Origin of the sequence: Pseudomonas aylmerensis (assembly GCF_001702265.1) — a bacterium.
In the GTDB taxonomy this organism is placed as follows: domain Bacteria; phylum Pseudomonadota; class Gammaproteobacteria; order Pseudomonadales; family Pseudomonadaceae; genus Aquipseudomonas; species Aquipseudomonas aylmerensis.
Window position 1 is genome coordinate 13,770 of the sequence record NZ_MAUE01000010.1, and the last position, 24,774, is coordinate 38,543.

Sequence of the window (24,774 nt, forward strand, 5' to 3'; positions counted from 1 at the left end):
TTAAGTCAAGGTCAAGCGTTGTCTCGGAGTTTTTCATGCTCAACAAACAACTCACCGTCGGTCAACTGGCGGCGCGCAGTGGCGTGGCGGTGACGGCCCTGCACTTCTACGAGGCCAAGGGGCTGATCAAAAGCAATCGCAATGCCGGCAACCAGCGGCGCTACCCTCGCGATGTATTGCGCCGCGTGGTGGTGATCAAAATCGCCCAGCGCCTGGGGATTCCGCTGGCGACCATTGGCGAAGCCTTGCAGACCTTGCCGGATGGACGCACGCCCAACGCACAGGATTGGGAGCGTTTGTCGGCGCTGTGGCGCCAAGACCTGGACGAGCGCATCAACAAGCTGATGCTGCTGCGCGACAAACTCAGTGGTTGTATTGGTTGCGGGTGTCTGTCGCTGGAGGCGTGCCCGCTGCGCAATCAGGATGATCAGCTCGGTGAGCACGGGCCGGGGGCGCAACTGTTGGAACCCAGCCCTGCATCCTGACCTGCACACCCATACCCTGCAGGAGCACGGCTTGCCGGCGATGCAGGCACCTCGGTAAACCAGTCACACCGCGGTGATGCTATCGCACAGGCCAGCCCCCACATTTGATCGGTGTTGATCCTTAGAAGCCCGGGGCGATCTGGCCTTTGTAGCGCGTCAGGATGAACTGGCGCACTTCATCGGAATTCAACGCCTTGGCGAGCTTCTGGATGCGCGGATCGTTGATGTTGTCCGGCCGCGCCACCAGGTACTCGACGTACAAAGATTTACCCTTCTCGACGATCAACGCACTGTTGGTATCAATCCCCGCTTCCAGCGCGTAGTTGGCGAACACGAAGGCCAGGTCCACCTGGCTGACCGAGCGGGCCAGCAAGGCGCCTTCCAGCTCACGAATCTTCAGGTGCTTGGGGTTCTCGGCGATATCACGCGGGGTGCTCAGGGTGTTGCTCGGGTCCTTGAGCTTGATCAGCCCGGCCTCATCCAGCAGCACCAGGGCGCGGCCGGTGTTGACCGGGTCGTTGGGGATCGACACGGTGGCGCCGTCCTTCAGTTCCGAGATGTTCTTGATGCGCGTCGAGTACGCGCCAAACGGCTCGATATGCACACCGACCACCGGCACCAGGTCGGTGTGGCGGGTCTTGTTGTAGTCATCGAGAAACGGTCGGTACTGATAGTAGTTGGCGTCGATGTTCTTCAGCGCCAGCTGCTGGTTGGGCTGGATGAAGTCGGTAAAGACTTTGATCTGCAAGTCCACGCCCTCCTTGGCCAGCACCGGTTTGACGAACTCGAGGATCTCCGCGTGAGGCACGGGTGTGGCGCCCACGATCAACTTTTCATTGGCAAAGGCATTCATCGACAGGACAGCGGCCAAGATGGCCAGGGACTTTTTCATGGGTGCTCCAAAGGCAGTTTGTAAGAGGCATTAACGGCGGCTGTATCGCGCCACCAAACGATCACCGGTCATCTGCAGTGCCTGGACCAGCACCAGCAACAGCACCACGGTGACCACCATCACGTCGGTCTGGAACCGCTGGTAGCCATAGCGAATCGCCAGGTCACCCAGGCCTCCGCCACCGATCACCCCGGCCATGGCGGTGTAGTCCACCAGCACAATCGCGGTGACGGTCACCGCCGCCAGCAGCCCACCGCGGGCTTCCGGCAACAGCGTGTGGCGAATCACCTGCCAGGTACTGGCGCCCATCGATTGGGTAGCCTCCACCACGCCGCGATCGACTTCGCGCAGCGCGGTTTCCACCAGCCGTGCAAAGAACGGCGTGCAACCCACCACCAGCGGCGGGATGGTGCCCGGTACGCCGAGGGAGGTACCGACCAGCAAGGTGGTCAGCGGGATCAGCACAATCAGCAAAATGATGAACGGCAGCGAACGCAGCACGTTGACCACCACCGACAGCAGCCGGTACACGACCAGTGCTTCATGCAACTGGCGCTTGCCGGTGAGAAACAGCAGCACGCCCAGTGGCAAGCCCAGCAGCACGGTAAAACCCAGCGCCGCAGTGAGCATGCTGAGGGTTTCCAGGCAGGCCTGGCCGATATCGGCCCAGTAGATGTTCTTGAATAATTCAGCCATGCATCACGACCAATCGTGGCGGGGTGGCTTGGCGCCGTTGAGCAGCCAGTTGCCCACCACGTGGTATTTCCAGCGCACCGGGTCATGCAGCGTGTGGACCCGCGCGTTGCGCCAGTGACGGTCGAAGTTGTGCTTTTTCAGGGTGGAGCGCGTGCCACCGAGCTCGAACAGTTTGTTACTGGCTTCGATGGCGATTTCGGTGGTCAGGACCTTGGCGCGGGCCACGGCCAGGGAGGCGTGGGCGACAGAGTCTTCATCCGGTGCCGGGCGAGCGGCATCAAGGGCCCGACCGGCACGTTCGAGCAGCGCCTCAGCGGCTTCCAGGCGAATATCCAGCGCGCCGACCTGGATGATGGTCAACGGGTCTTCGCTGGCTTTTTCCACCCCGGCGTCGATCCACGGCCGCGCGAATTGCTGCACGAACGCGACCGTGTCACGCAGCGCGGCGCGGGCAATACCGGCGTCGATGGCGGCAGTGGTCAGCTGTGCGAACGGGCCGGCCAAAGTCGGTGAATCGTAGGACTTGTGAGTAGGAAACAGATTGAACGCCGGCACCCGCAGGTCCTGCGCCAGCACCGTGCCGCTGGAAGTGGTGCGCTGGCCCATGCTGTCCCAGTCATCCACCACAACCAGCCCCTCGGTCCCCCGCGGCACAAAGGCCAACTGGGCATTTTGCTGCTCGTCGAGCGCCAGCACCGCCAGCCAATGGGCATACAGCGAACCGGTGCAATAACCCTTGCGCCCGTTGATCACATAGCCGTCGCCTTCGCGGCGGATCGTCGCCTGGATGTCCTGCACATTCTTGCCGCCGGTTTCCGACAGCGCATTGGCAAACCGATGGCCTTGCAGTGCCAGGCCGAAGAAATGCGCCTGCTGCTCGGGCGTGCCCTGCAAGCGGATATCTTCGAGCAGGCAGTAATGGTTCTGCGGGATCTGCCCCAGGGACGGGTCGGCCGCCGAAATAATCGCGATCACCTGGGCCAGCACCGCGTAGGACACCTGCGCCCCACCGAACTCGCGCGGCACGCTGATGCCCCAGAGGCCGCTGTTGGAATACAGGTCGACGACCTCGGCGGGCACCTGCCGCGTGCGGTCGCGTTCGGCGTCCTGCTCCAGCAACACCGCGGCGACACGGTGGGCGACGGCAATGGCCTGGGCTTCGTCGCGAATCAACTCGGCGTGGGGGCTGTGGATCGGGTAATCGGCAGATACAGGCAGTACAGACATACAACGCTCTCGGGCGAATGGTTTGCCTGAGGCATTGCAGCTTCTGTGCCGTGCCCGCAAACACACGGCCTGGCCCTGTAAAAGCGTCGCGACGGCGCTTATGGCGCAGCAATCTGCCCGTTCACTGTTGCCTGGCGAACACCTCGTCGGCTGCCCGCAGGCCCCGCGATACGTGGCCTATAGTGAAGAGGCCGTGCCTCCATAACCACCACCTGAGGAGAACGATATGAGCGTTAAACCCATTCCCGAGGGCTATCACAGCGTCACGCCTTATATGGGCATCGACAACGCCGCGCAAGCCATCGAGTTCTACAAGAAAGCCTTCGGCGCCACGCAGGTCATGCGCCTGGACATGCCCGACGGCAAAGTCGGGCATGCCGAGCTGCGTATCGGTGATTCGGCGATCATGCTCGGCACACCCTGCGCGGAGATGGCCCTGCGCAATCCCGACGCACACACCAGTGTCGGCTTGCACCTGTATGTGAACGACGTCGACGCGCAATTCAAACAAGCCGTGGCCGCCGGCGCCACGGTGGTGTCGGAGCCGAAGGACCAGTTCTACGGCGACCGCTCCGCGAGCGTGAAGGATCCGTTCGGCCACCTGTGGTTCCTCGCGACGCGCAAGGAGAACCTGACCGAGGAGCAGATCCGCCAGCGTGCCATGGAGATGTTCAAGCAAGGCTGAAATACCTGAGGCCATGGCGATCAAATGTGGGCGCTTGCCTGCGATGCAGACCACTCGTTCTATCCGGCATACCGAGTCGATTTCATTGCGGGCAAGCCAGCTCCTACACACTTCATGAACAACCCCTCCACGCTTTCCCCCTTGCCGCGAACGCCGCGTGATTCCAGGATGCAGGCAATCATCACAAGGAGTCATTCCATGTTCGCCGGATTCCAGAAAGACCAGTGCCACGTCAACGGCGTGGACATCAGCTACCGCAAAGGCGGTACGGGTCCCGGCCTGCTCCTGCTGCACGGGCATCCGCAGACCCATGTCATCTGGCATAAAGTCGCCGAGCAGCTGGCCGAGCACTTCACCGTGGTCGCCGCCGACCTGCGCGGTTATGGCGACAGCAGCAGGCCGCCGGCCAATGACCATCACACTAATTATTCAAAACGCGAAATGGCCCGCGACGGCGTCGAGCTGATGCAGGCCCTGGGCTTTGCGCAGTTTTCGCTGCTGGCCCACGACCGTGGCGCCCGTGTGGCCCATCGCCTGGCCCTGGATCATCCCGAGGCCGTGCAGCGCATGGTGTTGCTGGATATCGCGCCAACCCTGTCGATGTATGCACAAACCGACGAGGCTTTCGCCCGCGCTTACTGGCACTGGTTCTTCCTGATTCGCCCGGCGCCCTTGCCGGAAGCCTTGATCGAGAGCAACCCCGAGCTGTACCTGCGCAGCGTGATGGGCAGTCGCAGTGCCGGGCTCAAGCCGTTCACCGATGAAGCCTTCGCCGACTACCTGCGTTGCTTGAAGTTGCCGGGCAGCGCCACCGGCATTTGCGAGGACTACCGTGCTGCCGCCGGTATCGACCTTGAGCACGACCAGGCGGATATCGACGCCGGCAACCACCTGAACCTGCCCCTGCTGGTCATGTGGGGCGCCGAAGGCACCGTCGGCCGCTGCTTCGAGCCGCTCAAGGAGTGGCAGAAAGTCGCCACCGATGTTCGCGGCAAGGCCCTGCCGGCCGGCCATTACATCGCTGAAGAAGCCCCCGAGTTGTTGCTTGGCGAAGTCCTGGCCTTCCTTCGCTGAGCCACATCACCCCGTGACCTGAAACACCCGCCTCGCAGGCTGCCAACGGCCTGCGACGGGTTCGCTTTGCCCAAAACAACGTCTCGAGATAATAACAATGACAATCAGAAAACTGCTGGGAACCCTGTATATCCAGGTGCTCATCGCGATCGCGCTGGGCGTGTTGATCGGCCACCAATGGCCACAGATCGGCATTGACCTCAAACCCCTGGGCGATGGCTTTATCAAGCTGATCAAAATGATCATCGGCCCGATCATCTTCTGCACGGTGGTCTCCGGTATCACCAGCATGCACGACGTGAAGCAGGTGGGCCGGGTCGGCGGCAAGGCGCTGCTGTACTTCGAAGTGGTGTCCACCATCGCCCTGCTGATCGGCATTCTCGCCGCGCACCTGCTGCACCCGGGCGTCGGTTTCAACATCGATGTGAAGACCCTCGACAGTTCGGCGATTGCCGGCTTTGTCGGCCAGGCCGAGCATGGCGAAGGCATCACCGGGTTCCTGCTGCACGTGATTCCCACGACGTTTTTCGATGCGTTTTCCAAGGGCGAGATCCTGCCGGTGCTGTTCGTCTCCGTGCTGTTTGGCGTCGGACTGGTGATGGTCGGTGAAAAAGGTCGGCCGCTGGTGGGCGTGATCAACCAGGCCAGCGAGGTGTTCTTCCGCATTGTCGGCATCATCAGCCGCGTCGCGCCGATCGGTGCGTTTGGTGCGATTGCCTTCACCATCGGCAAATACGGCGTGGGCTCGTTGCTGCCGCTGCTGAAACTGGTGGGTACCTTTTATATCACCGCGTTCTTCTTTATCGCCGTGGTGCTGGGCAGCATCGCGCGCTATGCCGGCTTCAGCATTTTCAAGTTGATGGGCTACATCAAGTCGGAACTGCTGATCGTGCTCGGCACCAGCTCGTCGGAGTCGGCGCTGCCGCAACTGATCCAGAAACTTGAAAGCCTCGGCGCATCCAAGGGCGTGGTGGGCATCGTGGTGCCGACCGGCTACACGTTCAACCTGGACGGCACCAACATCTATATGACGCTGGCGGTGCTGTTTCTGGCCCAGGCCACCAATATCCACCTGCCCCTTGAGCAACAACTGACCCTGCTGGCGGTGGCCATGCTCACCTCCAAAGGCGCCGGTGCGGTGGTCGGTGCCGGGTTTGTGGCATTGGCGGCGAGCCTGGCGGTGGTGCCGACTGTGCCGGTGGCGGCGATGGTGCTGATTCTCGGCGTCGACCGGTTCATGGCCGAATGCCGCTCGCTGACCAATATCATCGGCAACGCCGTGGCCGCCCTGGTGGTGGCCGCCTGGGAGGGCGAACTGGATCGCGAGAAGATGGCGCCGATCGCCCTCAAGCGCGGCCGCCATGCGCGCGCTGCCCAGGCGGCACAGGCGAAAATCGCTGCCGAGTAAATCCTGACGGTGGCGAGGGAGCTTGCGCCCGCCGGGCTGCGCGGCGGCCCCGAAAAAGATCGGAGCGCTGCACATTCCAGCGGCAGCACGCTGCCTCGTCACACCGGTGCTATTCTGGCGGCTCATGCCGCCACGCTTGTTTCTGATGACTCATAAGAAAGATACCGTGCCCCTACCCGAAGACCTGCGGGTGTTCCTGACCGTGATCCGCAAGGCCGGCTTCGCTGCCGCCGCCGATGAGCTGGGGTTGTCGCCGGCGTATGTCAGCAAGCGTATCCAGATTCTGGAAACCACCCTGGCCACCCGCCTGCTGCACCGCACCAGCCGCCGTATCGCCCTCACCGAAGACGGTGAACGGGTGCAGCGCTGGGCCGTGCGTATTCTCGAAGACTTCCAGCAACTGTCCGATGAACTCAGCGATGCCCATGACAGCCCGCGTGGCCGCCTGCACCTGTGCAGCAGCTTCGGCTTTGGCCGCAATCATGTGGCACCGGCCCTGTCGTTGTTGGCAGAGCAGTACCCGGACCTGGAAATCCGCCTGGACCTGTTCGACCGCGTGGTGGACATCGTCAGCGAAGGCTTCGACCTGGAGATCCGCGTAGGCGACGACATCCCCGGCCAGCACATCGGCCGGCGCCTGGTGAGCAATCGCCGGGTGCTGTGCGCCGCGCCCGCGTACCTGCAACGCCGGGGCACGCCGCAACACTTGAGCGACCTGGAGCAGCACGATTGCCTGGTGCTCAAGGAGCGCGACAACGCCTTCGGCATCTGGAACCTCGAGCACGACGGCGCCCAGGAGAGCGTGCGCGTGCACGGGCCGTTGTCCTCGAACAATGGCGAGATCGTACTGCAATGGGCGCTGGATGGGCGCGGCGTACTGCTGCGCTCGATGTGGGATGTGAAGCCACTGCTGGAACAGGGCAAGCTGGTGCAGGTGCTGCACGCCTACACCCAGAGTGCCAACGTGTGGGCGGTGTACCCGACGCGGCTAGCGTATTCCGGGAAGTTGCGCGCGTGTGTGGAGTTCTTGCAGGAGCACTTCAAAGGGCTGTCGATCTAAAGCCATATTGCCGAGCAACGCCAGCCCGGCTCCTACAGTTTTGGGGTGGGCCAAGCAAGGGGTAATTGCCTGGGGATGGCCGCTCTCCCGCCGTGCAAACCCGCTCACCCGTAGGAGCTGGCTTGCCGGCGATTGCGGTTCGAGTAGGTCAGTTGAGCCAGGGATTGGCGGCGAGGTGGCGGCGTTCGAAGGCTTTGATTTCTTCGCTGCGCTGCAGGGTGCTGCCGATTGCATCCAGGCCGAGCAGGAGCGCGGTCTTGCGCAGGGTGTCGATCTGGAATGCAATGACCTGGCCGTCCGCCAGGCGAATCTGCTGTTCTTGCAGGTCAACACTGATCTGCGCCTGGTCGGGCTGGCTGACGGTCTGGCCAAGGCGCTGCAGGACCGCCTCTTCCAGGGTGATCAGCAGCACGCCGTTACGCTGGCAGTTGTCGTAGAAAATCCCGGCAAAGCTGCTGCCGATCAGTGCGCGGATGCCCATCTGCTTCAGGCCCCATACCGCGTGCTCACGGCTGGAACCACAGCCGAAGTTCGGCCCCACTACCATAAAACTCGCGCCCTGCCAGGCGGGCTGGTTCAGCACGAACTCGGGGTTGGGCGCGCCATTGGGCAAAAAGCGCAGATCAAAGAACAGCCCCCGGTCCAGGCCGCTGCGGTCGATGCCCTTGAGAAACTGCTTGGGCATGATCACGTCGGTGTCGATATTCGCCGCCAGCATCGGCGCGGCCTTGCCGGTGACCAGGGTAAAGGGTTGCAGGCTCATGGGCGGTCTCCAAAGTGGCGGATATCGGTGAGGCGGCCGGTGATCGCGGCCGCGGCGACCATTGCCGGGCTCATCAGGTGGGTACGCGCGCCGGCGCCCTGGCGGCCTTCGAAGTTGCGGTTGGTGCTAGACGCGCAGCGGTCGCCGGGGGCCAGCACATCATCGTTCATCGCCAGGCACATCGAGCAGCCCGACTGGCGCCATTCGAAACCGGCGTCGATAAAGATCGCCGCCAGCCCTTCGGCTTCGGCCTGGTCGCGCACTTCGGTGGAACCGGGCACGATCATCGCCCGCACGTGCTCGGCCACCTGCTTGCCGCGCACCACACTGGCGGCGTCACGCAGGTCTTCGATCCGCGCGTTGGTGCAGGAACCGATAAAGGCATGGCTGATGACGATCTCGCTCAGCGGCATGCCGGCCTCCAGGCCCATATAGTTGAGGGCGCGGCGCATGTCCTGGCGCAGGATCAGGTCGCTGACATCCTGCGGATCCGGCACCCGGGCGCCGATCGGCGCGGCCTGGTCGGGGCTGGTGCCCCAAGTGACCATGGGTTCCAGGGTGCTCGCGTCGAGGTGCACTTCCTGGTCGAACACCGCGTCGGCGTCGGAATTCAGTTGGCGCCAGCCCACCAGCGCCTGCTCCCACAACTCGCCTGTGGGCGCGCGCGGCTTGCCCTTGAGGTAAGCGAAGACTTTGTCGTCCGGCGCCATGAATGCACCACGAGCACCCGCCTCCACCGCCATATTGCAGATGGTCATGCGCGCCTCGACGCTCAAGGCGTCGATGGTCGAACCTCGAAACTCGATCGCATAGCCGGTCGCACCGGACGCGCCGATCTTGCCAATCAGCGCCATGATCACGTCCTTGGAGGTCAAGCCCTTGGCCAACGCCCCCTCGACGGTGACGCGCAGGCTTTTCAGCCGCTTGTAGACCAAGGTCTGGGAGGCCAGCAGGTGTTCGATTTCCGAAGTGCCGATGCCGAAGCCAAAGGCGCCCAGGGCGCCGTATGTGGTGGTGTGGCTGTCACCGGCGGCGATCACCATGCCCGGCAGGATAAACCCCTGTTCCGGCGCGATCACATGTTCGATGCCCTGGCGCTTGTCGAGGATATCCAGCAGCTCGATGCCGAAATCCCGGCAATTCTCCGCCAGGTAAGACACTTGCCGTGCCCCGCCCGCATCGGGCATCGCCGCGATGCGCTGGGGCGTGGTGGGGTTCACATGGTCGACCACGGCCAGCGCCGTACCCGGACGCCACACGCCACGCCCGGCCTCACGCAGGCCACTGAAAGCCTGGGGGCTGGTGTATTCGTTGATCACCTGGCGGTCGATATACAGCAGCACGTGGCCCTGGTCATCGAGGGCGCACACCGTGTGGGAATCGATGTGTTTGTCGTAGAGAGTTCTGGCAGTCATTGTTCTAAAGGCTCGCTCAACGGTATGGCTCCATCCTACGCAGCCCCCTGCCCTCATCAATGCCACCTCGGTGATGGCTTGGAACATGTTTCGTGTTCGATCGCGTCGTTAATCCGTGTGAATTTGAATCTGAAACATTTACTTGCATGTTCGGATTAGGGTTTTCCCATTCTCATCCGTCTTAACTTAGATACAGCCCGTCGCGTCAGCAAAAGCTACGACTGGCCTTTTTCGGGCCTCCATCGCCCCCCTCCGATCAAGACCCTCATTCACATGTCGAAGAAGTCACGCTCCAAACTCTGGTTTCTCGTTCATAGCTGGCTGGCATTGCCCATCTGGTTCTTCGTACTGATCGTCTGCGTCACCGGCACCCTGGCGGTGGTGAGCCAGGAGATCGTGTGGCTGGCCAACCCGGACATCCGCGCGAGCAAACCGTCGGACGATGCCGAGCCGCTGAGCTATGACCAGGTGATCAGCGCCATCAAGCGCGCCGAACCCCAGGTGATCGTGCAGTCGCTCAGCCGTCCGGACGAATCGCACTTTGCCCTGAGTGTCGACCTCAGCTACCCCGACGGCCGTTCGGTAGAGGTCTACGTCAACCCGTACACCGGGGCGATCCAGGGCGTCAGCCCGTCGTTCGACTTCCGCCAGTTCACCCGCGCCTTGCACGGCTGGTGGCTGGTGCCGTTCACCAATGGCTACAGCTGGGGCTGGTACCTGGTGTCGCTGCTCGGCTTGCCGCTGCTGGCCTCGCTGGTGACCGGGCTGGTGGTGTACAAGCGCTTCTGGAAGGGTTTTCTCAAGCCGACCCTGCGAATCCGCCACGGCGCGCGGATTTTCTGGGGGGATTTCCACCGCCTGAGCGGTATCTGGTCGATCTGGTTCATCGCGGTGATCTCCATCACCGGCACCTGGTTCCTGATCCAGGCGATCCTGGGGGATAACCAGATTTCGATTTCCAGCGAGCCCATCGTCCCGGTGATCGCACGCGAGAAAGTCCCGACTTCGGAACCTGGCGTGCCGGCACCGATGATTCCCGTGGATGCAGCCATCGAAATCGCCACCCAGCGCATCCCGGGGCTGGAAGCGAGTTTCGTCAGCCTGCCGCTCAACGCCTACAGCCACTTGCAGATCGGTGGCCGGGGCTGGTACCCGCTGATGTACCAGACCGCGCAAATCAACCCGTATGACGGTGAAATCGCCTCGTCGCACCTGCTCTCCGACCGCACCAAACTGGAGTTCGTCACCGAGTCCATGCGTCCGTTGCACACCGGCGACTTCGGCGGTATCTGGATCAAGCTGATCTGGGCGTTCTTCGGCCTGGTGCTGAGCATGATGGTGTTGAGCGGCCTGTTGATCTGGACCAAGCGCACCGCCCTCGCGACCCTCAATGCGCTCAAGCGCGAGGCCAAGGCGCAACGTGCGCCCGCGCCCATCCCGGCCCTGCAGGCTGAAACTTCGGAGGCCAACCCATGAGCAAGGTCGCTACCGCTACACCGCCTTCGCCGCTGCGGGCCTTCTGGCTTAAATGGCGTTTCCATATCAATGTCCTGCTGTTGCTGGTGCCGCTGGGCTTCATGCCCAAGTACTTCGCCGACGCCGCGCTGTTTCGGGGTGACACCGGCATCGGCGAACGCCTGGCCGGTGATGTGCAGGTCGGGCCCTGGAGCCTGAAACTCGCCGAGTTTCGCAACGAAGGCCCGCGCCCGGACCCGGCCGGCCCGATGAAATTCTTCAACGCCGCCTTGTGCGACACCTGCGCCGACCAGGTCAAGGCCACCTACCTGCGCATCGGCAAGCCGCGCAGCCTGCGCGCCGCCGGAGTGATCTTCTTCGGCACCCCGTACCGCATGGGCGCCGCCCTGCCGGTGCCAGAGCGCACGCCGGTCGACGCCGAACTGTGGGTCACCATGGAAGGCTGGGACGGCACGATGCACCAGGGTTCCATCCCGCTGAGCCAGGCCTCGCCTGCCACCATTGCCTGGCTGAACAAGCAAGGAGTTAAACCATGACTTTGAAGCGCCTGACCCGCGCCTGCGCCGTGCTAGTGCTCGGTGCCGGTTTCAGTACCGTAGCCCTGGCCCACAACCCGATGTGCGAATGCAAGGAAATCCCTGGCGAGCAGATCGAGTGCAAAGGCGGCTTCTCCGACGGCAGCGGCGCCCCCGGAGTGACGCTGGATGTGATCGGCTACGACGAAACGATCCTGGTGCCCGGCAAGCTGGGCCAGGACTCGACCTTGACCTTCAAGAAACCCTCGGCCGAGTTCTATGTGCTGTTTGATGCGGGTCCCGGTCACGTCGTGGAAATCGACCAAGCGGACATCCAGCCGCAATGAGCACGACACAGGTTGTGCGCCCCGCCGGTGCCGGGCACGAGACCCTCTACGTCCTGCTGCTGTGCCTGATCATCCTCGCGGTGGCCGGCACGGTGGTGGCCTTGCACGGCGAATCCCAGGAGGTCGTCGCGGTGCCCAGCCACCAGTTGGACGCGCGCCGTGACCTCAGTGCTGCCGAACAGGGCATCTATGCCGACTTGCGCGTGACCCTGGATGAAATCCAGCTGCTGGCACAAGAGCAAAGCGCCCTGCCCACGCCCGAGCAACTGGCCGAAGAAGGCTTTGCGCCGTTCGCCCAGGACGCCAGCTCGGTCAGCCGTGGCGATCATCGCTGGCAGCTGCTGGCGCCTTCGTCCTACCTGGGGCTGAGCCAGGCACCTGCCACCAGTGGCTCGCTGCTGATGCGCGTGCACGGTGCCGAGCCGGATATCTGGCTCAATCGCAGCACCGACCTGGCCGCCCCCTCCGACCTCTCTGACCAGGCGCTGATCGCAGCCGGCTGGCAGCAAGTGGTCGCGCAATTCGATGCCGGCGTCACCCGCCAGCACCGTCACTGAACGAGAAGACCGATTGCCCATGTCTATTTCATCTCCCCTGTTGCGCGTATTACTGGTTGGCCTGTTCAGCCTGATGCTGGCCCCGCTGGCCAATGCCGAGGCGGCCAAGCGCCTGCGGATCGGTATCACCCTGCACCCTTATTACAGCTACGTGGCGAACATCGTCGGCGACAAGGCCGAGGTCGTGCCGCTGATTCCTGCCGGTTTCAACCCTCACGCCTACGAACCGCGCGCCGAAGACATCAAGCGCATCGGCACCCTCGATGTCATCGTGCTCAACGGCGTCGGCCATGACGACTTCGCCGACCGCATGATCGCCACCAGCGAGCGCCCGGACATCCCGGTGATCGAAGCCAACGCCAACGTGCCATTGCTGGCCGCCACCGGCAATGCCGCGCGCGGTGCAGGCAAGGTGGTCAACCCGCACACCTTCCTGTCGATCAGCGCGTCGATTGCCCAGGTCAACAACATCGCCCGCGAGCTGGGCAAGCTCGACCCTGACAACGCCAAGACCTACACCCAGAACGCTCGCGCCTATGGCAAGCGCCTGCGCCAGATGCGCGCCGATGCCCTGGCCAAGTTGACCAGCGCACCCAACCCCGACCTGCGCGTCGCCACCGTGCACGCGGCCTACGACTACTTGCTGCGCGAGTTTGGCCTGGAAGTCACCGCCGTGGTCGAACCGGCCCACGGTATCGAGCCAAGCCCCAGCCAACTGAAGAAAACCATCGATGAGCTGCGAGCCCTGGACGTGAAGGTGATCTTCTCGGAGATGGATTTCCCGTCCACTTACGTCGAGACCATCCAGCGTGAATCCGGGGTCAAGCTGTATCCGCTGTCGCATATTTCCTACGGCGCCTACAGCGCGGAGAAATACGAAGTGGAAATGACCGGCAACCTCAACACCGTGGTCCGGGCGATCCAGGAGTCGGGGGCATGACCGCAGCGCAACGACTGGAGGTGGCCAGCATTGGCCCGACCCTCGACTTCGACAACATCTCATTGACCCTCGGTCGCACCACGATCCTCGACGGCGTGACCTTCCAGGTCCAACCGGGCAGCATCCATGCGCTGGTCGGCCCCAACGGCGGCGGCAAAAGCTCGCTGATCAAGACCTTGCTGGGCCAGACGCCGCATCAGGGGCAGTTGAGCCTGCAGTGGCCAAGCACGCCCGGCACCATCGGCTATGTGCCCCAGGCGCTGGAATTCGACCGTGGCTTACCGATGACCGTCGATGACTTCATGGCTGCCATGTGCCAACGGCGCCCGGCGTTTCTCGGGCTGTCCAGGCATTACGCCGGTGCAATCGGCGAGGCACTGGAACGGGTCGGCATGCAGGACAAACGCAAGCGGCGCATGGGCGCATTGTCGGGTGGCGAGCGCCAGCGCGTGCTGTTGGCCCAGGGGTTGATCCCGGCGCCGCAATTGCTGGTGTTGGATGAACCGATGTCGGCACTCGATGAGGCCGGTATCCAGGTGTTCGAACGCTTGCTGAATGACTGGCGCCTCGCCGGGATCACCGTGTTGTGGATCGAGCATGACCTGGAAGCCGTGGGCCGCCTGGCCGACCGCGTCACCGGGTTGAACCGCCGCGTGCTGTTCGACGCCACGCCGAAAGAGGCGCTGACCCCGGACCGCCTGCTGACCCTGTTCTCTACCCACCCTCGGAGCCCGGCGCAATGAGTTATGAAGCGTTTCGCTTGATGGTCCAGGTCTGGGCGTCTTCCGGCTATCTGCCGGAGGCACTGGCCTATGGTTTTGTGGTCAACGCGCTGCTCGCCGGCTTGCTGATCGGCCCGGTGCTGGGCGGGTTGGGCACGCTGGTGGTGGTCAAGCGCTTTGCGTTTTTCTCCGAAGCGGTCGGCCATGCCGCGCTGACCGGCGTGGCCGTGGGCATTCTGCTCGGCGAACCCTACACCGGGCCGTATGGCAGCCTGTTCGGCTACTGCCTGTTGTTCGGCATCCTGCTCAATTACCTGCGCAACCGCACCGGCCTGGCGCCAGACACCTTGATCGGCGTGTTCCTGTCGGTATCGCTGGCCTTGGGCGCGAGCCTGCTGCTGATCCTGGCAGGCAAGATCAACGTGCATATCCTTGAAAACGTGCTGTTCGGCTCGGTGCTGACCGTCAACGGCAATGACCTGCTGGTGCTGGCGATTGTCGGCGCACTGGTGATGGCCCTGGCGTTGCCGCTGTACAACCGCATCATGCTCGCCAGCTTCAACCCGCAACTGGCGGCGGTGCGCGGCGTGGCCGTGAAGACCCTGGATTACCTGTTCGTGATCCTGGTTACGCTGATCACCGTGGCGGCCGTCAAGGTCATCGGCGCGATCCTGGTCGGCGCGCTGCTGGTGATCCCGGCGGCGGCGGCACGTCTGCTCAGCCAGTCGCTCAAGGGGTTTTTCTGGGTCTCGGTGGTAATCGCCACCGTCAGCACCCTGTGCGGCATCCTGCTGCCGATCATCTTCGACCTGCCTGTTCCGTCCGGCGCCGCGATCATTCTGGTGGCCGGTATCGCCTTCGCCATTGCCGCCATTGCGCGTGGCACGGTGCCCAGCCTCAAAGGGAATCTTGGATAATGCGCCCTGTCTTTCGCCCACTGGCCCTGGCCATCGCTTGCTTGCTCAGCACCTCGGCGCTGGCCGCCGTTGACGGGTTCCAAACCCGGGACTTCGTCGCCAACAATGGCCTCGGCCATGCTGCACTGAGCAAGGCAAAATCGGTCAAGACCGTCAAAGTGCTCGCCTCGTTACCCATCACCTACGGGCTGGCCGAAGTGCTGCTCAAGGGCACCGATGTGCAGTTGGAGCGCGCAGCTCCCGCCAACCTGCCCGGGTCGCGCCAGGTGTCCTATTTCACCGGCCGTGGCGCGCCGGCGCTGGGCAAGCTGGCGGTGGACGCCGATGCAGCCATCGGCCTGCGCTCGCTGTGGGCGGATGACCCGCTCTACCCAGTGGCACGCCGCAGCAACATCCGCATCGTCGAAATCGACGCGGCACGCCCGGTGGATGGCGGCTTGCCGGGGATCGCCGTGCAGCCGGGCAGTGCCGACGGGCTGAACAGCCAGCCGTGGCAATCGAGCAACAACATGGGGCGCATGGCCGATGTAATGGCCGCCGACCTGAGCCGCCTGGCGCCTCACGCCAAGCCGACCATCGACGCCAACCTCGCCGCCCTCAAGCAGCGCCTGCTCAAACTCAGCGCAGACAGCGAAGCGCGGCTGGCCAAGGCGGACAACCTCAGCGTGGTCAGCTTGAGCGATCACTTCGCTTATCTGATCAGCAGCCTGAACCTGGAAGTGGTCAGCACCGACGCCCGCCCCGACGCCGACTGGACACCCGAGGCCTTGCAAACATTCAGCGCCGCGCTGAAGGACAACGACGTGGCCGTGGTGCTGCACCATCGTCAGCCAAGCGAAGCGGTAAAAGCCGCCGTGACGGCGGGCGGTGCGCAACTGTTGGTGCTGAACGTCGACGGCGCAGAGCCGGTGACCGAACTGGAGACCAATGTGGATCAGGTGATCAAGACACTCGCGCCCTGACATCTGAAGGTCAGCCTTCTGTGGTGGGCAGGCCTCTGTAGTGAGCAGGCTTATGGGTGAACAGGCTTAGGTGGTGAACGAAACTCTGTGGCGAGCAGGCTTGCCCTGCGTTGGGCTGCGCAGCAGCCCCTATCAAAGCCCCCCTAACCTGCCAGAAAAATCCTCATACAGGTTTTGGGTCTGCTGCGCAGCCCAACGCAGGGCAAGCCTGCTCACCACAACAAGCGTGCCTGCATTCCATAACAAGACTGCTTGCCGGTGGCGGCAGATGCTGAACATCGACGGTGCAGAGCTGGAAACCAATGTGGATCAGGTGATCAAGACACTCGCGCGCTGACATCTGAAGATCAGCCTTCGGTGGTGGGCAGGCCTCTGTGCTGAACAGAACTCTGTGGCGAGCAGGCTTGCCCTGAGTTGGGCTGCGCAGCAGCCCCCTACTAAGGCCACCCTACCCTGCCAGAAAAAACCCCATACAGGCTTTGGGTCTGCTGCGCAGCCCAACGCAGGGCAAGCCTGCTCACCACAACAAGCGTGCCTGTAATCCATAACAAGCGTGCCTGCATTCCATAACAAGACTGCTTGCCGGTGGCGGCAGATGCTGAACATCGACGGTGCAGAACCGGAAACCAATGTGGATCAGGTGATCAAGACACTCACGCCCTGACATCTGAAGATCAACCTTCCGTAGTGAGCAGGCCACTGTGGTGAATAGGCTTATGGGTGAACAGGCTTATGTGGTGAACAGAACTCTGTGGCGAGCAGGCTTGCCCTGCGTTGGGCTGCGCAGCAGCCCCCTACTAAGGCCACCCTAACCTGCCAGAAAAATCCCCATACAGGTTTCGGGTCTGCTGCGCAGCCCAACGCAGGGCAAGCCTGCTCACCACAACAAGCGTGCCTGTATTCCACAACAAGCGTGCCTGCATTCCACAACAAGCCTGCCCGCATTTCACAACAAGCCTGCTTGCCACACGGGTTAAACCACATCCACTCCGACATGAATTGCATCATGCCGCCAAAATTCCAGGTCGCAGTCGATCAGTCGCTGGTGCTGGTCATAATTGACCCGGGCAATCCGCAGGCCCGGGCTGCCCACCGACACGCGCAACGCGGCGGCGGCTTCCACCGGCAGTGAGGTCGGGACGATTTCGAAACGCACCCGCCCGTAGTGCAAGTCGTATTTGCGCGCATACAACTCAGTCATTGACTGATTCAGGTCGCACTCAAGAATCCCCGGGAAATACTGCGGGTTCAGGTAGTGCTCCACGTACAACACCAGCCGCCCGTCAATCCGCCGGCCCCGGCAGATCTGGATCACGCTGGACAACGCCGGCAACTGCAACCACGCACACACCGCCGCCGAGGCCGGTTGCAGCCGCGCAGAGATCACTTCGGTAGACGCCACCCGCCCCTGGTCGTTGACCATCGCGTGAAAGTGGCTGCGCTGCATCAGGTTGTAGGCCAGCCGTGGTGGCGAGACAAACCAGCCCCGGCGCTCCTCACGATAGATCTGGCCCTGGGCCTCCAGTTGTAACAAGGCTTCCCGCACGGTAATTCGAGTGGTACCAAACAACTCGCTGAGCTTGCGCTCGGCGGGCAGTTTGCTTGCAGGCGGCAACAGGCCGTGGTCGATCTGCTCTTGCAGCGCCAGGCCGATGGATGTCACCGCCTTGATTGCCTCATCACGCATCAACGTTACCTATCTGGACTAGACCAGCACCGTTCAGGTGCACAAAACGCGCTGTATTCGGGCTCCTGCCATTGCGTGCCAGCCTAGGCATTACAGATGACCGACAGATGACAGTCCATGTCGGGTCCCTCCTGCACACCCTGCAATACATCGGCCAAGTCCAGGCTCTGCGGGCACTTGAGCATGGTCTACGCTAAGTCTGTGCTGAGCGACACAAGCGATTTAAAAACGACATCGACATGAAACTGTCATCCATCCAGCCTAGATTGGCTCAGGTATTGCTGACCTAGACCAACACCACCGCAAACGTCGACAAAAACGCAGCGTTGAAAACGCCCAAAGGAGCTTCGGATGAAACAGCTTTTCCTGGCATCACTGTTAGGCTCGACCATTGCCATGTGCACCGCCGCCATGGCTGCTGATACCGATCTAAAAACCCTTGAAGCTGCCGCCAAGACAGAAGGCGCCATCAACAGCGTCGGCATGCCCGATGACTGGGCCAACTGGAAAGGCACCTGGGAAGACCTGGCCAAGACCTACGGCCTCAAGCACATCGACACCGACATGAGCTCGGCCCAGGAAATCGCCAAGTTCAAGGCTGAAAAAGACAACGCCAGCGCCGACATCGGCGACGTGGGCGCGGCCTTCGGTCCGATCGCGGTGAAGCAGGAAGTCACCCAGCCGTACAAACCGTCGACCTGGGCCCAGGTCCCGGATTGGGCGAAAGACAAGGACGGTCACTGGGCCCTGGCCTACACCGGCACCATCGCCTTCATCGTCAACAAGAAGCTGCTGCACGGTTCCGAAGTACCAACCAGCTGGGCTGACCTGCAGAAAGGCAAATACAAAGTCTCCATCGGTGACGTGAGCACCGCGGCCCAAGCGGCCAACGGCGTACTGGCGGCAGCCATCGCCAATAAAGGCGACGAGAAAAACATCGCGCCGGGCCTGCAGTTTTTCACCAAGATCGCCCAGCAAGGTCGTCTCTCGCTGTCCAACCCGACCATCGCCACCATGGAAAAAGGCGAAGTCGAAGTGGGCATCGTCTGGGACTTCAACGGCCTGAGCTACAAGGCCAAGATGGCCAACCCGGATGACTACGTGGTGCTGATTCCTTCTGACGGCTCGGTAAAATCCGGCTACACCACCATCATCAACAAATACGCCAAGCACCCGAACGCCGCCAAGCTGACCCGCGAATACATCTTCAGCGATGCCGGCCAACTCAACCTGGCGCGTGGCAATGCGCGTCCGATCCGTGCTGAAACCGACCTGAAACTGCCGGCTGATATCGCCAAGAACCTGATCCCGGGCGAGCAGTACACCAAGGCCAATCCGCAACCGATCAAGGATGCCGATGCCTGGGAAGCGACCTCCAAGAAGTTGCCACAACAGTGGAACGAGCAAGTCATCGTAGAAATGAAGTAAGCGACGCAAAACCTGTAGGAGCCGGCTTGCCGGCGATGACGGTCGAACATTCGACACTGATGTCGGCTGATACATCGCCATCGCAGGCAAGCCAGCGCCCACAATTGATCCGGTTCCAACCGAACAAAAGATCCACATCCCCTGTTGCGGAGCCCCAGCCCCCATGAAGCACAATGTCATCCTTGTCGTGCTCGACGGCCTGAACTTCGAGGTTGCCCGACACGCCATGGGGCACTTGCAGGCCTATGTCGGCGCAGGACGCGCAGCCCTCTACAAACTGGAATGTGAACTGCCCGCCCTGTCCCGCCCGTTGTATGAGTGCATCCTCACCGGCGTGCCACCGATCCAGAGCGGCATCGTCCACAACCAGGTCTCGCGCCTGTCAAACCAACGCAGCATTTTCCATTACGCCACCGACGCCGGCCTGACCACTGCGGCGGCGGCTTACCATTGGGTCAGCGAGTTGTATAACCGCACACCCTTTATTGCCGCGCGTGATCGTCATACCGACGACAAGGCGCTGGCGATCCAGCACGGGCATTTCTACTGGAATGACCATTACCCGGATTCACACCTGTTTGCCGACGCCGAAAGCCTGCGCGTCAAACACGCGCCAAACTTCCTGGTCGTGCACCCGATGAACATCGACGACGCCGGCCACAAGCACGGTCTCGACACCGCGCAATACCGCAACAGCGCCCGCTCGGCCGACATCATCCTGGCTGACTACCTGCAAGGCTGGCTCGATGCCGGCTACCAGGTACTGGTCACCGCCGACCACGGCATGAACAACGATCGCTCCCACAACGGCCTGTTGCCGGAAGAGCGCGAAGTGCCGTTGTTTGTACTCGGCGAGGCCTTCAGCCTCGACATCCACGCCGCGCCGAACCAGACCGACCTGTGCGGCACCGTCTGCGAGCTGTTGGGCGTACCACACGACAAACCTGTCTGCCGGGAGCTGTTGAAGTGAATTCCATGACTCGCGGCAAATGGCTGGCGCTGCTGTGCCTGGTGCCTTTCACGCTGTTCTTTATCGTGTTCGAAATCGCCCCGCTCGTCTGGGTGTTGATCAACAGCCTGCAAACGGAAGAAACCGGCTGGGGCCTGGACAACTTCACGCGGATCTTCAGCTCGAAGTTCTACCTGCAAGCCATCCAGTTCAGCCTGGAGATCAGCTTCTACTCGAGCATCTTCGGCATCATTATCGCCACCCTGGGCAGTTACTCCCTGCGCCGGGTCGATTCGCCGCTGCGCAATTTCGTCACCGCTTTCGCCAACATGACCAGCAACTTTGCCGGCGTCCCCCTGGCGTTCGCCTTCATCATCCTGCTGGGTTTCAACGGCAGCATCACCATCATGCTCAAGCAGGCCGGGATCATTCAGGACTTCAACCTGTACTCCAAGACCGGCTTGATCATTCTCTACACCTACTTCCAGATTCCCCTCGGCGTGCTGCTGCTCTACCCGGCGTTCGACGCGCTGCGCGAAGACTGGCGCGAGTCGGCGGCGTTGCTGGGTGCCAATGGCTGGCAGTTCTGGCGGCATATCGGCTTGCCGGTGCTCACGCCGGCGTTGCTGGGCACGTTCGTGATCCTGCTGGCCAACGCGCTGGGCGCCTATGCCACGGTCTACGCGCTGACCACCGGCAACTTCAACGTGCTGCCGATTCGCATCGCCGGCCTGGTGTCGGGGGATGTCTCGCTGGATCCGAACATGGCCAGCGCCCTGGCCGTGGTGCTGGTGGCGCTGATGACCGTGGTCACCGTGGTCCATCAACTGTTGCTCAAGAGGAGCTACCATGTCTCGCGCTGAAGCCGGCCCGGCCTCCCTCTACCACCGCGTGGTGGTGTACCTGTTGTTTGCGATCCTGGTGCTGCCGCTGATCGGCACCTTCGTCTATTCGATTGCCAGCAGTTGGTCGGCAACCATCCTGCCCGCTGGCTTTACCGTGAAATGGTACGTCCAGCTGTGGAGCGACCCGCGCTTCCTGATGGCCTTCGGGCAGTCGTTGCTGGTGTGCGTGGGCGCACTGCTGCTGTCGGTGGTGTTGATCCTGCCGCTGCTGTTCGTGGTGCATTACCACTTCCCAAGGCTCGACGCACTGATGAACATCCTGATCCTGCTGCCCTTCGCGGTGCCGCCGGTGGTGTCGTCGGTGGGCCTGCTGCAACTCTACGGTTCCGGGCCGCTGGCGATGGTGGGCACACCGTGGATCCTGATCGGTTGCTACTTCACCGTGGCGCTGCCGTTCATGTACCGCGCGATCACCAATAACCTGCAGGCGATCAACCTGCGAGACCTGATGGATGCCTCGCAACTGCTCGGCGCCAGCACCTGGCAGGCGGCGATCCTGGTGGTGCTGCCGAACCTGCGCAAAGGCCTGATGGTCGCGCTGCTGCTGTCGTTCTCGTTCCTGTTCGGTGAATTCGTGTTCGCCAACATCCTCGTCGGTACCCGCTACGAAACCCTGCAGGTGTACCTGAACAACATGCGCAACAGCAGCGGCCACTTCACCAGTGCCGTCGTGATTTCCTATTTCTTCTTTGTGCTGGTGCTGACCTGGGCCGCCAATATCTTGAACAAGGACAAAAGCCAATGAGCTTCGTCAGCGTCCAACACCTGCAAAAAGGCTACGCCGGCACCCCGGTGTTCAGTGATATCAACTGCGAAATCGCCAAGGGCGAATTCGTCACCCTGCTCGGCCCGTCAGGGTGCGGCAAGTCCACCCTGCTGCGCTGCATCGCCGGCCTGACCTCGGTGGACAGTGGGAAAATCCTGCTGGATGGCCAGGACATCGTCCCGCTGAGCCCGCAAAAACGTCACATCGGCATGGTGTTCCAGAGCTATGCACTGTTCCCCAACATGACCGTGGAACAGAACGTCGCCTTCGGCCTGCGTATGCAAAAGGTCAATGCCGATGACAGCCACAAGCGGGTACAGGAAGTGCTGCAACTGGTCGAACTCAAGGACCTCGCCGGCCGCTACCCGCACCAGATGTCGGGCGGCCAGTGCCAGCGCGTGGCGCTCGCCCGCTCGCTGGTCACCCGCCCGCGCCTGTTGCTGCTCGATGAGCCGCTGTCGGCGCTGGATGCACGGATTCGCAAACACCTGCGCGAACAGATCCGCCAGATCCAGCGCGAACTGGGCCTGACCACGATCTTCGTGACCCATGACCAGGAAGAAGCCCTGACCATGTCGGACCGGATCTTCCTGATGAACCAGGGCAAGATCGTGCAAAGCGGCGACGCCGAAACCCTCTACACCGCGCCGGTGGATGTCTTTGCCGCCGGATTTATCGGCAACTACAACCTGCTGGACGCCGACAAGGCCAGCCAGTTGCTGCAGCGGCCGATCAGCGGGCGCATCGCGATTCGCCCCGAGGCCATCGAGCTCAGCCGCAGCGGCGAACTCGATGCCCTGGTGCGCAGCCACAGTCTGCTGGGCAACGTGATCCGCTACCGCATCGAAGCCCGTGGCGTCGAATTGGTGGTGGACGTACTGAACCGCTCGGCGGACGATCTGCACCCCGACGGCCAGCGCCTGGCACTTTCCATCGACCCCAGTGCACTGTGTGAAGTAGCCTGAGCAGCACGACTGATTGAGAGAGCGTAACGGATGGCATTGGTAATTTTTGATTTGGACGACACCCTGATCCACGGCGACTGCGCCACCCTGTGGAGCGAGCAGATGGGCCGCCTGGGCTGGGTCGACCCCGAGTCGTTCATGCGCAGGAACAACGAGCTGATGGACGCCTACAGCCAGGGCAAGCTGGCCATGGAAGACTTCATGGACTTCAGCCTCGAGCCGATGATCGGCCGCACCCCGGAGGAAATCGACCACCTGGTGGAGCCCTGGGTCGAGGACGTGATCGAACCACTGATCTACAGTGACGCCACCAAGACCATCGCCCGCCACCGCGCCAATGGCGACCGCATCCTGGTGATTTCCGCCTCGGGCACCCACCTGGTCACGCCGATTGCGGCGCGGATCGGCATCGATGAAGTGCTGGGGATTGATCTGGAAGTGAGCCATGGCGTGTACAGCGGCCGTACCGTCGGTGTACTGACCTACCGCGAAGGCAAGATCACACGCTTGCTGGAATGGCTGGAGCAGGAAGGCGAGACGCTGGAAGGGGCGTATTTCTACTCGGATTCGCGCAATGACCTGCCGTTGCTGCTGAAGGTGGATCACCCAAACGTGGTGAACCCGGACCCGGTGCTACGCGAGCACGCGGAAAAGGCCGGCTGGCCGATCCATCACTGGGTGTGACACTGCGCTCCTTGAATTGAAATCCAATCCACTGTGGGAGCGGGCTTGCTCGCGAAAGCGGTTTGTCAGTGAAGAATTTTTCATCTGACACTCCGCTTTCGCCAGCAAGCCCGCTCCCACCGTTTGATCTCATTTCAGCCGGAGACCGGTGTCAGACCAATGTCTCGTCAATCACCAACACTAATTTCCCGGAGATCTGGTTGCTCGCCAAGGCTTCAAACGCCGCCTCGGCATCCTTGATCGGGAACGTCTTGGCCAATTGCGGGCTCAAGCGACCTTCAGTGAACAGTGGCCACACGTGCTGGCTCAAATCACTGAACAGGTCCGCCTTGAACTGATCACTGCGGCTGCGCAGGGTCGAGCCCAACAACTGCACACGCTTGCCCAGCACCTGGGCCAGGTCCAGTTGCGCCTCGCGGCCACCCATCAGGCCGATCAGCACCCAGCGACCGTCCAGGGCCAGCAGCTTGAGGTCCAGCGCGGCGTAGCTGCCGCCGACCGGATCGAGGATGACATCGAACGGCCCGAAGTCCCGCAGCCCTTCGATGCCGTCGGTACGTACCACGCCGCCCTGGGCGCCCAATTCTTCGCAATACGCCAGGCGTTCCGCCGAACCGACACTGACCCAGCACGGGCTGCCAAACGCCTTGCACAGCTGGATCGCCGCCGAGCCCACGCCACTGGCACCGGCATGCAGCAAGACTTTTTCACCCGGCTTGAGGCCCGCCAGTTGGAACAGATTGAGCCACGCCGTGCTGTACACCTCAGGCAATGCGGCCGCTTCGACCAGCGACAGCCCTTCCGGCGCCGGCAGCACATGCCGTGCGTCCACCACCACTTCTTCGGCCATGCCGCCACCGGCCAGCAATGCGCAGACGCGATCGCCCACTTGCCAGGACGAGCCCGCACCGACTTCGCTGATCACGCCGGAACACTCCAGGCCCAGCACATGGCTGGCGCCGGGGGGTGGTGGATAAAGCCCGGCACGCTGTAATAAATCTGCGCGATTGAGGCCCGCAGCCGCCACGCGAATGCGAACTTGGCCTACATCGCAGGTAGGACTTGGTTCTTCCAACCACTCCACATGACCTTCAACGCCTTGCAATGCTTTCACAGTGCCTCCATAGTGAACCTGGACTGAGCCCGTAGCAGTAGCGCCGGGCTTTTTGCATTATGCGACCGGACCATATGGAACCGGCGACTTCAAAGACGGCCTAATATGCGTTATCAATTGCCCCCGCGTCGAATC

The 24,774-nt window shown here is 62.4% G+C and carries 26 protein-coding genes; 19 read left to right on the top strand and 7 right to left on the bottom strand.

Going from position 1 to position 24,774, the window contains the following annotated elements; genetic code table 11:
* Window positions 1–35: 35 nt before the first annotated feature.
* Window positions 36–485: a redox-sensitive transcriptional activator SoxR gene (gene soxR, locus BBG20_RS06190; RefSeq protein ID WP_065901289.1), complete on the top strand. Its 450-nt coding sequence runs from the start codon at window positions 36–38 to the stop codon at window positions 483–485.
* Between the two features lie 121 nt (window positions 486–606).
* On the opposite strand, the gene BBG20_RS06195 is transcribed toward soxR, so the two are convergent.
* Genes BBG20_RS06195 through BBG20_RS06205 form a run of 3 tightly spaced genes read right to left on the bottom strand, consistent with a single transcriptional unit; the run spans window position 607 to window position 3,300 of the window.
* A complete protein-coding gene (locus BBG20_RS06195) occupies window positions 607–1,377 on the bottom strand; it encodes a MetQ/NlpA family ABC transporter substrate-binding protein (RefSeq protein ID WP_065901290.1) in 771 nt (256 codons plus the stop codon).
* A gap of 30 nt (window positions 1,378–1,407) precedes the next feature.
* Entirely contained in the window at window positions 1,408–2,073 is a 666-nt protein-coding gene (locus BBG20_RS06200) for a methionine ABC transporter permease (protein WP_065901293.1), read from the bottom strand.
* A gap of 3 nt (window positions 2,074–2,076) precedes the next feature.
* Window positions 2,077–3,300 carry an SfnB family sulfur acquisition oxidoreductase gene (locus tag BBG20_RS06205; protein ID WP_065901295.1) on the bottom strand — a complete coding sequence of 408 codons (1,224 nt, stop codon included), beginning with the start codon at window positions 3,298–3,300 and terminating at the stop codon, window positions 2,077–2,079.
* 226 nt (window positions 3,301–3,526) lie between these two features.
* On the opposite strand from BBG20_RS06205, the gene BBG20_RS06210 reads away from it, so the two are divergent.
* The 4 genes from BBG20_RS06210 to BBG20_RS06225 all read left to right on the top strand — a co-directional run bounded on the left by BBG20_RS06210 (window position 3,527) and on the right by BBG20_RS06225 (window position 7,527).
* Window positions 3,527–3,985 (top strand): VOC family protein, encoded by a 459-nt coding sequence (locus tag BBG20_RS06210; RefSeq protein WP_065901297.1) that lies wholly within the window; start codon window positions 3,527–3,529, stop codon window positions 3,983–3,985.
* A gap of 198 nt (window positions 3,986–4,183) precedes the next feature.
* Window positions 4,184–5,059, top strand: coding sequence for an alpha/beta fold hydrolase (locus BBG20_RS06215; protein WP_065901300.1), 876 nt, complete (start codon window positions 4,184–4,186; stop codon window positions 5,057–5,059).
* Window positions 5,060–5,156: 97 nt separating this feature from the next.
* Entirely contained in the window at window positions 5,157–6,467 is a 1,311-nt protein-coding gene (locus tag BBG20_RS06220; RefSeq protein ID WP_065901303.1) for a dicarboxylate/amino acid:cation symporter, read from the top strand.
* A gap of 145 nt (window positions 6,468–6,612) precedes the next feature.
* Entirely contained in the window at window positions 6,613–7,527 is a 915-nt protein-coding gene (locus BBG20_RS06225; protein WP_218187745.1) for a LysR substrate-binding domain-containing protein, read from the top strand.
* Between the two features lie 148 nt (window positions 7,528–7,675).
* On the opposite strand, the gene leuD is transcribed toward BBG20_RS06225, so the two are convergent.
* Together leuD and leuC are read right to left on the bottom strand one after the other, a co-directional pair.
* Window positions 7,676–8,290 carry a 3-isopropylmalate dehydratase small subunit gene (leuD, locus tag BBG20_RS06230; protein WP_065901309.1) on the bottom strand — a complete coding sequence of 205 codons (615 nt, stop codon included), beginning with the start codon at window positions 8,288–8,290 and terminating at the stop codon, window positions 7,676–7,678.
* The gene (gene leuC / locus BBG20_RS06235; protein ID WP_065901312.1) at window positions 8,287–9,705 is read right to left on the bottom strand and encodes a 3-isopropylmalate dehydratase large subunit; all 1,419 of its coding nucleotides are present in this window, start codon (window positions 9,703–9,705) and stop codon (window positions 8,287–8,289) included. The genes leuD and leuC overlap by 4 nt, the downstream gene beginning before the upstream one ends.
* Window positions 9,706–9,978: 273 nt before the next feature.
* On the opposite strand from leuC, the gene BBG20_RS06240 reads away from it, so the two are divergent.
* Genes BBG20_RS06240 through BBG20_RS06275 form a run of 8 tightly spaced genes read left to right on the top strand, consistent with a single transcriptional unit; the run spans window position 9,979 to window position 16,141 of the window.
* A complete protein-coding gene (locus BBG20_RS06240; RefSeq protein WP_065901315.1) occupies window positions 9,979–11,181 on the top strand; it encodes a PepSY-associated TM helix domain-containing protein in 1,203 nt (400 codons plus the stop codon).
* The gene (locus BBG20_RS06245; protein WP_065901318.1) at window positions 11,178–11,717 is read left to right on the top strand and encodes a thiamine pyrophosphate-binding protein; all 540 of its coding nucleotides are present in this window, start codon (window positions 11,178–11,180) and stop codon (window positions 11,715–11,717) included. The genes BBG20_RS06240 and BBG20_RS06245 overlap by 4 nt, the downstream gene beginning before the upstream one ends.
* The gene (locus BBG20_RS06250) at window positions 11,714–12,043 is read left to right on the top strand and encodes a hypothetical protein (RefSeq protein ID WP_065901320.1); all 330 of its coding nucleotides are present in this window, start codon (window positions 11,714–11,716) and stop codon (window positions 12,041–12,043) included. The genes BBG20_RS06245 and BBG20_RS06250 overlap by 4 nt, the downstream gene beginning before the upstream one ends.
* Window positions 12,040–12,600: a DUF6162 family protein gene (locus tag BBG20_RS06255; protein ID WP_065901321.1), complete on the top strand. Its 561-nt coding sequence runs from the start codon at window positions 12,040–12,042 to the stop codon at window positions 12,598–12,600. The genes BBG20_RS06250 and BBG20_RS06255 overlap by 4 nt, the downstream gene beginning before the upstream one ends.
* Before the next feature lie 19 nt (window positions 12,601–12,619).
* On the top strand, window positions 12,620–13,540 hold the full coding sequence (locus BBG20_RS06260; RefSeq protein WP_065901323.1) for a metal ABC transporter substrate-binding protein: 921 nt from the start codon (window positions 12,620–12,622) through the stop codon (window positions 13,538–13,540).
* Window positions 13,537–14,283 (top strand): metal ABC transporter ATP-binding protein, encoded by a 747-nt coding sequence (locus BBG20_RS06265; RefSeq protein WP_065901329.1) that lies wholly within the window; start codon window positions 13,537–13,539, stop codon window positions 14,281–14,283. The genes BBG20_RS06260 and BBG20_RS06265 overlap by 4 nt, the downstream gene beginning before the upstream one ends.
* Window positions 14,280–15,179, top strand: a complete 900-nt coding sequence (locus tag BBG20_RS06270; RefSeq protein ID WP_065901333.1) for a metal ABC transporter permease — start codon at window positions 14,280–14,282, stop codon at window positions 15,177–15,179. Before BBG20_RS06265 ends, BBG20_RS06270 begins: the two co-directional genes overlap by 4 nt.
* Window positions 15,179–16,141: a metal ABC transporter solute-binding protein, Zn/Mn family gene (locus tag BBG20_RS06275; protein WP_065901337.1), complete on the top strand. Its 963-nt coding sequence runs from the start codon at window positions 15,179–15,181 to the stop codon at window positions 16,139–16,141. The genes BBG20_RS06270 and BBG20_RS06275 overlap by 1 nt, the downstream gene beginning before the upstream one ends.
* Window positions 16,142–17,114: 973 nt before the next feature.
* On the opposite strand, the gene BBG20_RS06280 is transcribed toward BBG20_RS06275, so the two are convergent.
* Window positions 17,115–17,828 (bottom strand): UTRA domain-containing protein, encoded by a 714-nt coding sequence (locus BBG20_RS06280; RefSeq protein WP_053128712.1) that lies wholly within the window; start codon window positions 17,826–17,828, stop codon window positions 17,115–17,117.
* 351 nt (window positions 17,829–18,179) lie between these two features.
* Between BBG20_RS06280 and BBG20_RS06285 the strand changes: the two genes are divergently transcribed.
* From BBG20_RS06285 to BBG20_RS06310, 6 genes are all read left to right on the top strand, one after another.
* Window positions 18,180–19,256: an ABC transporter substrate-binding protein gene (locus BBG20_RS06285; RefSeq protein ID WP_065901340.1), complete on the top strand. Its 1,077-nt coding sequence runs from the start codon at window positions 18,180–18,182 to the stop codon at window positions 19,254–19,256.
* Between the two features lie 163 nt (window positions 19,257–19,419).
* On the top strand, window positions 19,420–20,226 hold the full coding sequence (locus tag BBG20_RS06290) for an alkaline phosphatase family protein (RefSeq protein ID WP_065901342.1): 807 nt from the start codon (window positions 19,420–19,422) through the stop codon (window positions 20,224–20,226).
* Between the two features lie 5 nt (window positions 20,227–20,231).
* Complete coding sequence (locus BBG20_RS06295; RefSeq protein WP_168167059.1) at window positions 20,232–21,068, top strand: ABC transporter permease; 837 nt, start codon at window positions 20,232–20,234, stop codon at window positions 21,066–21,068.
* The gene (locus BBG20_RS06300) at window positions 21,055–21,855 is read left to right on the top strand and encodes an ABC transporter permease (RefSeq protein ID WP_065901347.1); all 801 of its coding nucleotides are present in this window, start codon (window positions 21,055–21,057) and stop codon (window positions 21,853–21,855) included. The genes BBG20_RS06295 and BBG20_RS06300 overlap by 14 nt, the downstream gene beginning before the upstream one ends.
* Window positions 21,852–22,841, top strand: a complete 990-nt coding sequence (locus BBG20_RS06305) for an ABC transporter ATP-binding protein (protein ID WP_065901349.1) — start codon at window positions 21,852–21,854, stop codon at window positions 22,839–22,841. Before BBG20_RS06300 ends, BBG20_RS06305 begins: the two co-directional genes overlap by 4 nt.
* Before the next feature lie 30 nt (window positions 22,842–22,871).
* Complete coding sequence (locus BBG20_RS06310; protein ID WP_065901351.1) at window positions 22,872–23,525, top strand: HAD family hydrolase; 654 nt, start codon at window positions 22,872–22,874, stop codon at window positions 23,523–23,525.
* A 151-nt stretch (window positions 23,526–23,676) separates the two neighbouring features.
* On the opposite strand, the gene BBG20_RS06315 is transcribed toward BBG20_RS06310, so the two are convergent.
* Window positions 23,677–24,639 carry a zinc-binding dehydrogenase gene (locus BBG20_RS06315; protein WP_065901353.1) on the bottom strand — a complete coding sequence of 321 codons (963 nt, stop codon included), beginning with the start codon at window positions 24,637–24,639 and terminating at the stop codon, window positions 23,677–23,679.
* Between the last annotated feature and the right edge of the window lie 135 nt (window positions 24,640–24,774).

Coding starts and splice junctions, on each gene's coding strand:
- soxR (WP_065901289.1), top strand. CDS start 36: ATGCTCAACAAACAACTCACCGTCGGTCAACTGGCGGCGCGCAGTGGC.
- BBG20_RS06195 (WP_065901290.1), bottom strand. CDS start 1,377: ATGAAAAAGTCCCTGGCCATCTTGGCCGCTGTCCTGTCGATGAATGCC.
- BBG20_RS06200 (WP_065901293.1), bottom strand. CDS start 2,073: ATGGCTGAATTATTCAAGAACATCTACTGGGCCGATATCGGCCAGGCC.
- BBG20_RS06205 (WP_065901295.1), bottom strand. CDS start 3,300: ATGTCTGTACTGCCTGTATCTGCCGATTACCCGATCCACAGCCCCCAC.
- BBG20_RS06210 (WP_065901297.1), top strand. CDS start 3,527: ATGAGCGTTAAACCCATTCCCGAGGGCTATCACAGCGTCACGCCTTAT.
- BBG20_RS06215 (WP_065901300.1), top strand. CDS start 4,184: ATGTTCGCCGGATTCCAGAAAGACCAGTGCCACGTCAACGGCGTGGAC.
- BBG20_RS06220 (WP_065901303.1), top strand. CDS start 5,157: ATGACAATCAGAAAACTGCTGGGAACCCTGTATATCCAGGTGCTCATC.
- BBG20_RS06225 (WP_218187745.1), top strand. CDS start 6,613: ATGACTCATAAGAAAGATACCGTGCCCCTACCCGAAGACCTGCGGGTG.
- leuD (WP_065901309.1), bottom strand. CDS start 8,290: ATGAGCCTGCAACCCTTTACCCTGGTCACCGGCAAGGCCGCGCCGATG.
- leuC (WP_065901312.1), bottom strand. CDS start 9,705: ATGACTGCCAGAACTCTCTACGACAAACACATCGATTCCCACACGGTG.
- BBG20_RS06240 (WP_065901315.1), top strand. CDS start 9,979: ATGTCGAAGAAGTCACGCTCCAAACTCTGGTTTCTCGTTCATAGCTGG.
- BBG20_RS06245 (WP_065901318.1), top strand. CDS start 11,178: ATGAGCAAGGTCGCTACCGCTACACCGCCTTCGCCGCTGCGGGCCTTC.
- BBG20_RS06250 (WP_065901320.1), top strand. CDS start 11,714: ATGACTTTGAAGCGCCTGACCCGCGCCTGCGCCGTGCTAGTGCTCGGT.
- BBG20_RS06255 (WP_065901321.1), top strand. CDS start 12,040: ATGAGCACGACACAGGTTGTGCGCCCCGCCGGTGCCGGGCACGAGACC.
- BBG20_RS06260 (WP_065901323.1), top strand. CDS start 12,620: ATGTCTATTTCATCTCCCCTGTTGCGCGTATTACTGGTTGGCCTGTTC.
- BBG20_RS06265 (WP_065901329.1), top strand. CDS start 13,537: ATGACCGCAGCGCAACGACTGGAGGTGGCCAGCATTGGCCCGACCCTC.
- BBG20_RS06270 (WP_065901333.1), top strand. CDS start 14,280: ATGAGTTATGAAGCGTTTCGCTTGATGGTCCAGGTCTGGGCGTCTTCC.
- BBG20_RS06275 (WP_065901337.1), top strand. CDS start 15,179: ATGCGCCCTGTCTTTCGCCCACTGGCCCTGGCCATCGCTTGCTTGCTC.
- BBG20_RS06280 (WP_053128712.1), bottom strand. CDS start 17,828: ATGCGTGATGAGGCAATCAAGGCGGTGACATCCATCGGCCTGGCGCTG.
- BBG20_RS06285 (WP_065901340.1), top strand. CDS start 18,180: ATGAAACAGCTTTTCCTGGCATCACTGTTAGGCTCGACCATTGCCATG.
- BBG20_RS06290 (WP_065901342.1), top strand. CDS start 19,420: ATGAAGCACAATGTCATCCTTGTCGTGCTCGACGGCCTGAACTTCGAG.
- BBG20_RS06295 (WP_168167059.1), top strand. CDS start 20,232: ATGACTCGCGGCAAATGGCTGGCGCTGCTGTGCCTGGTGCCTTTCACG.
- BBG20_RS06300 (WP_065901347.1), top strand. CDS start 21,055: ATGTCTCGCGCTGAAGCCGGCCCGGCCTCCCTCTACCACCGCGTGGTG.
- BBG20_RS06305 (WP_065901349.1), top strand. CDS start 21,852: ATGAGCTTCGTCAGCGTCCAACACCTGCAAAAAGGCTACGCCGGCACC.
- BBG20_RS06310 (WP_065901351.1), top strand. CDS start 22,872: ATGGCATTGGTAATTTTTGATTTGGACGACACCCTGATCCACGGCGAC.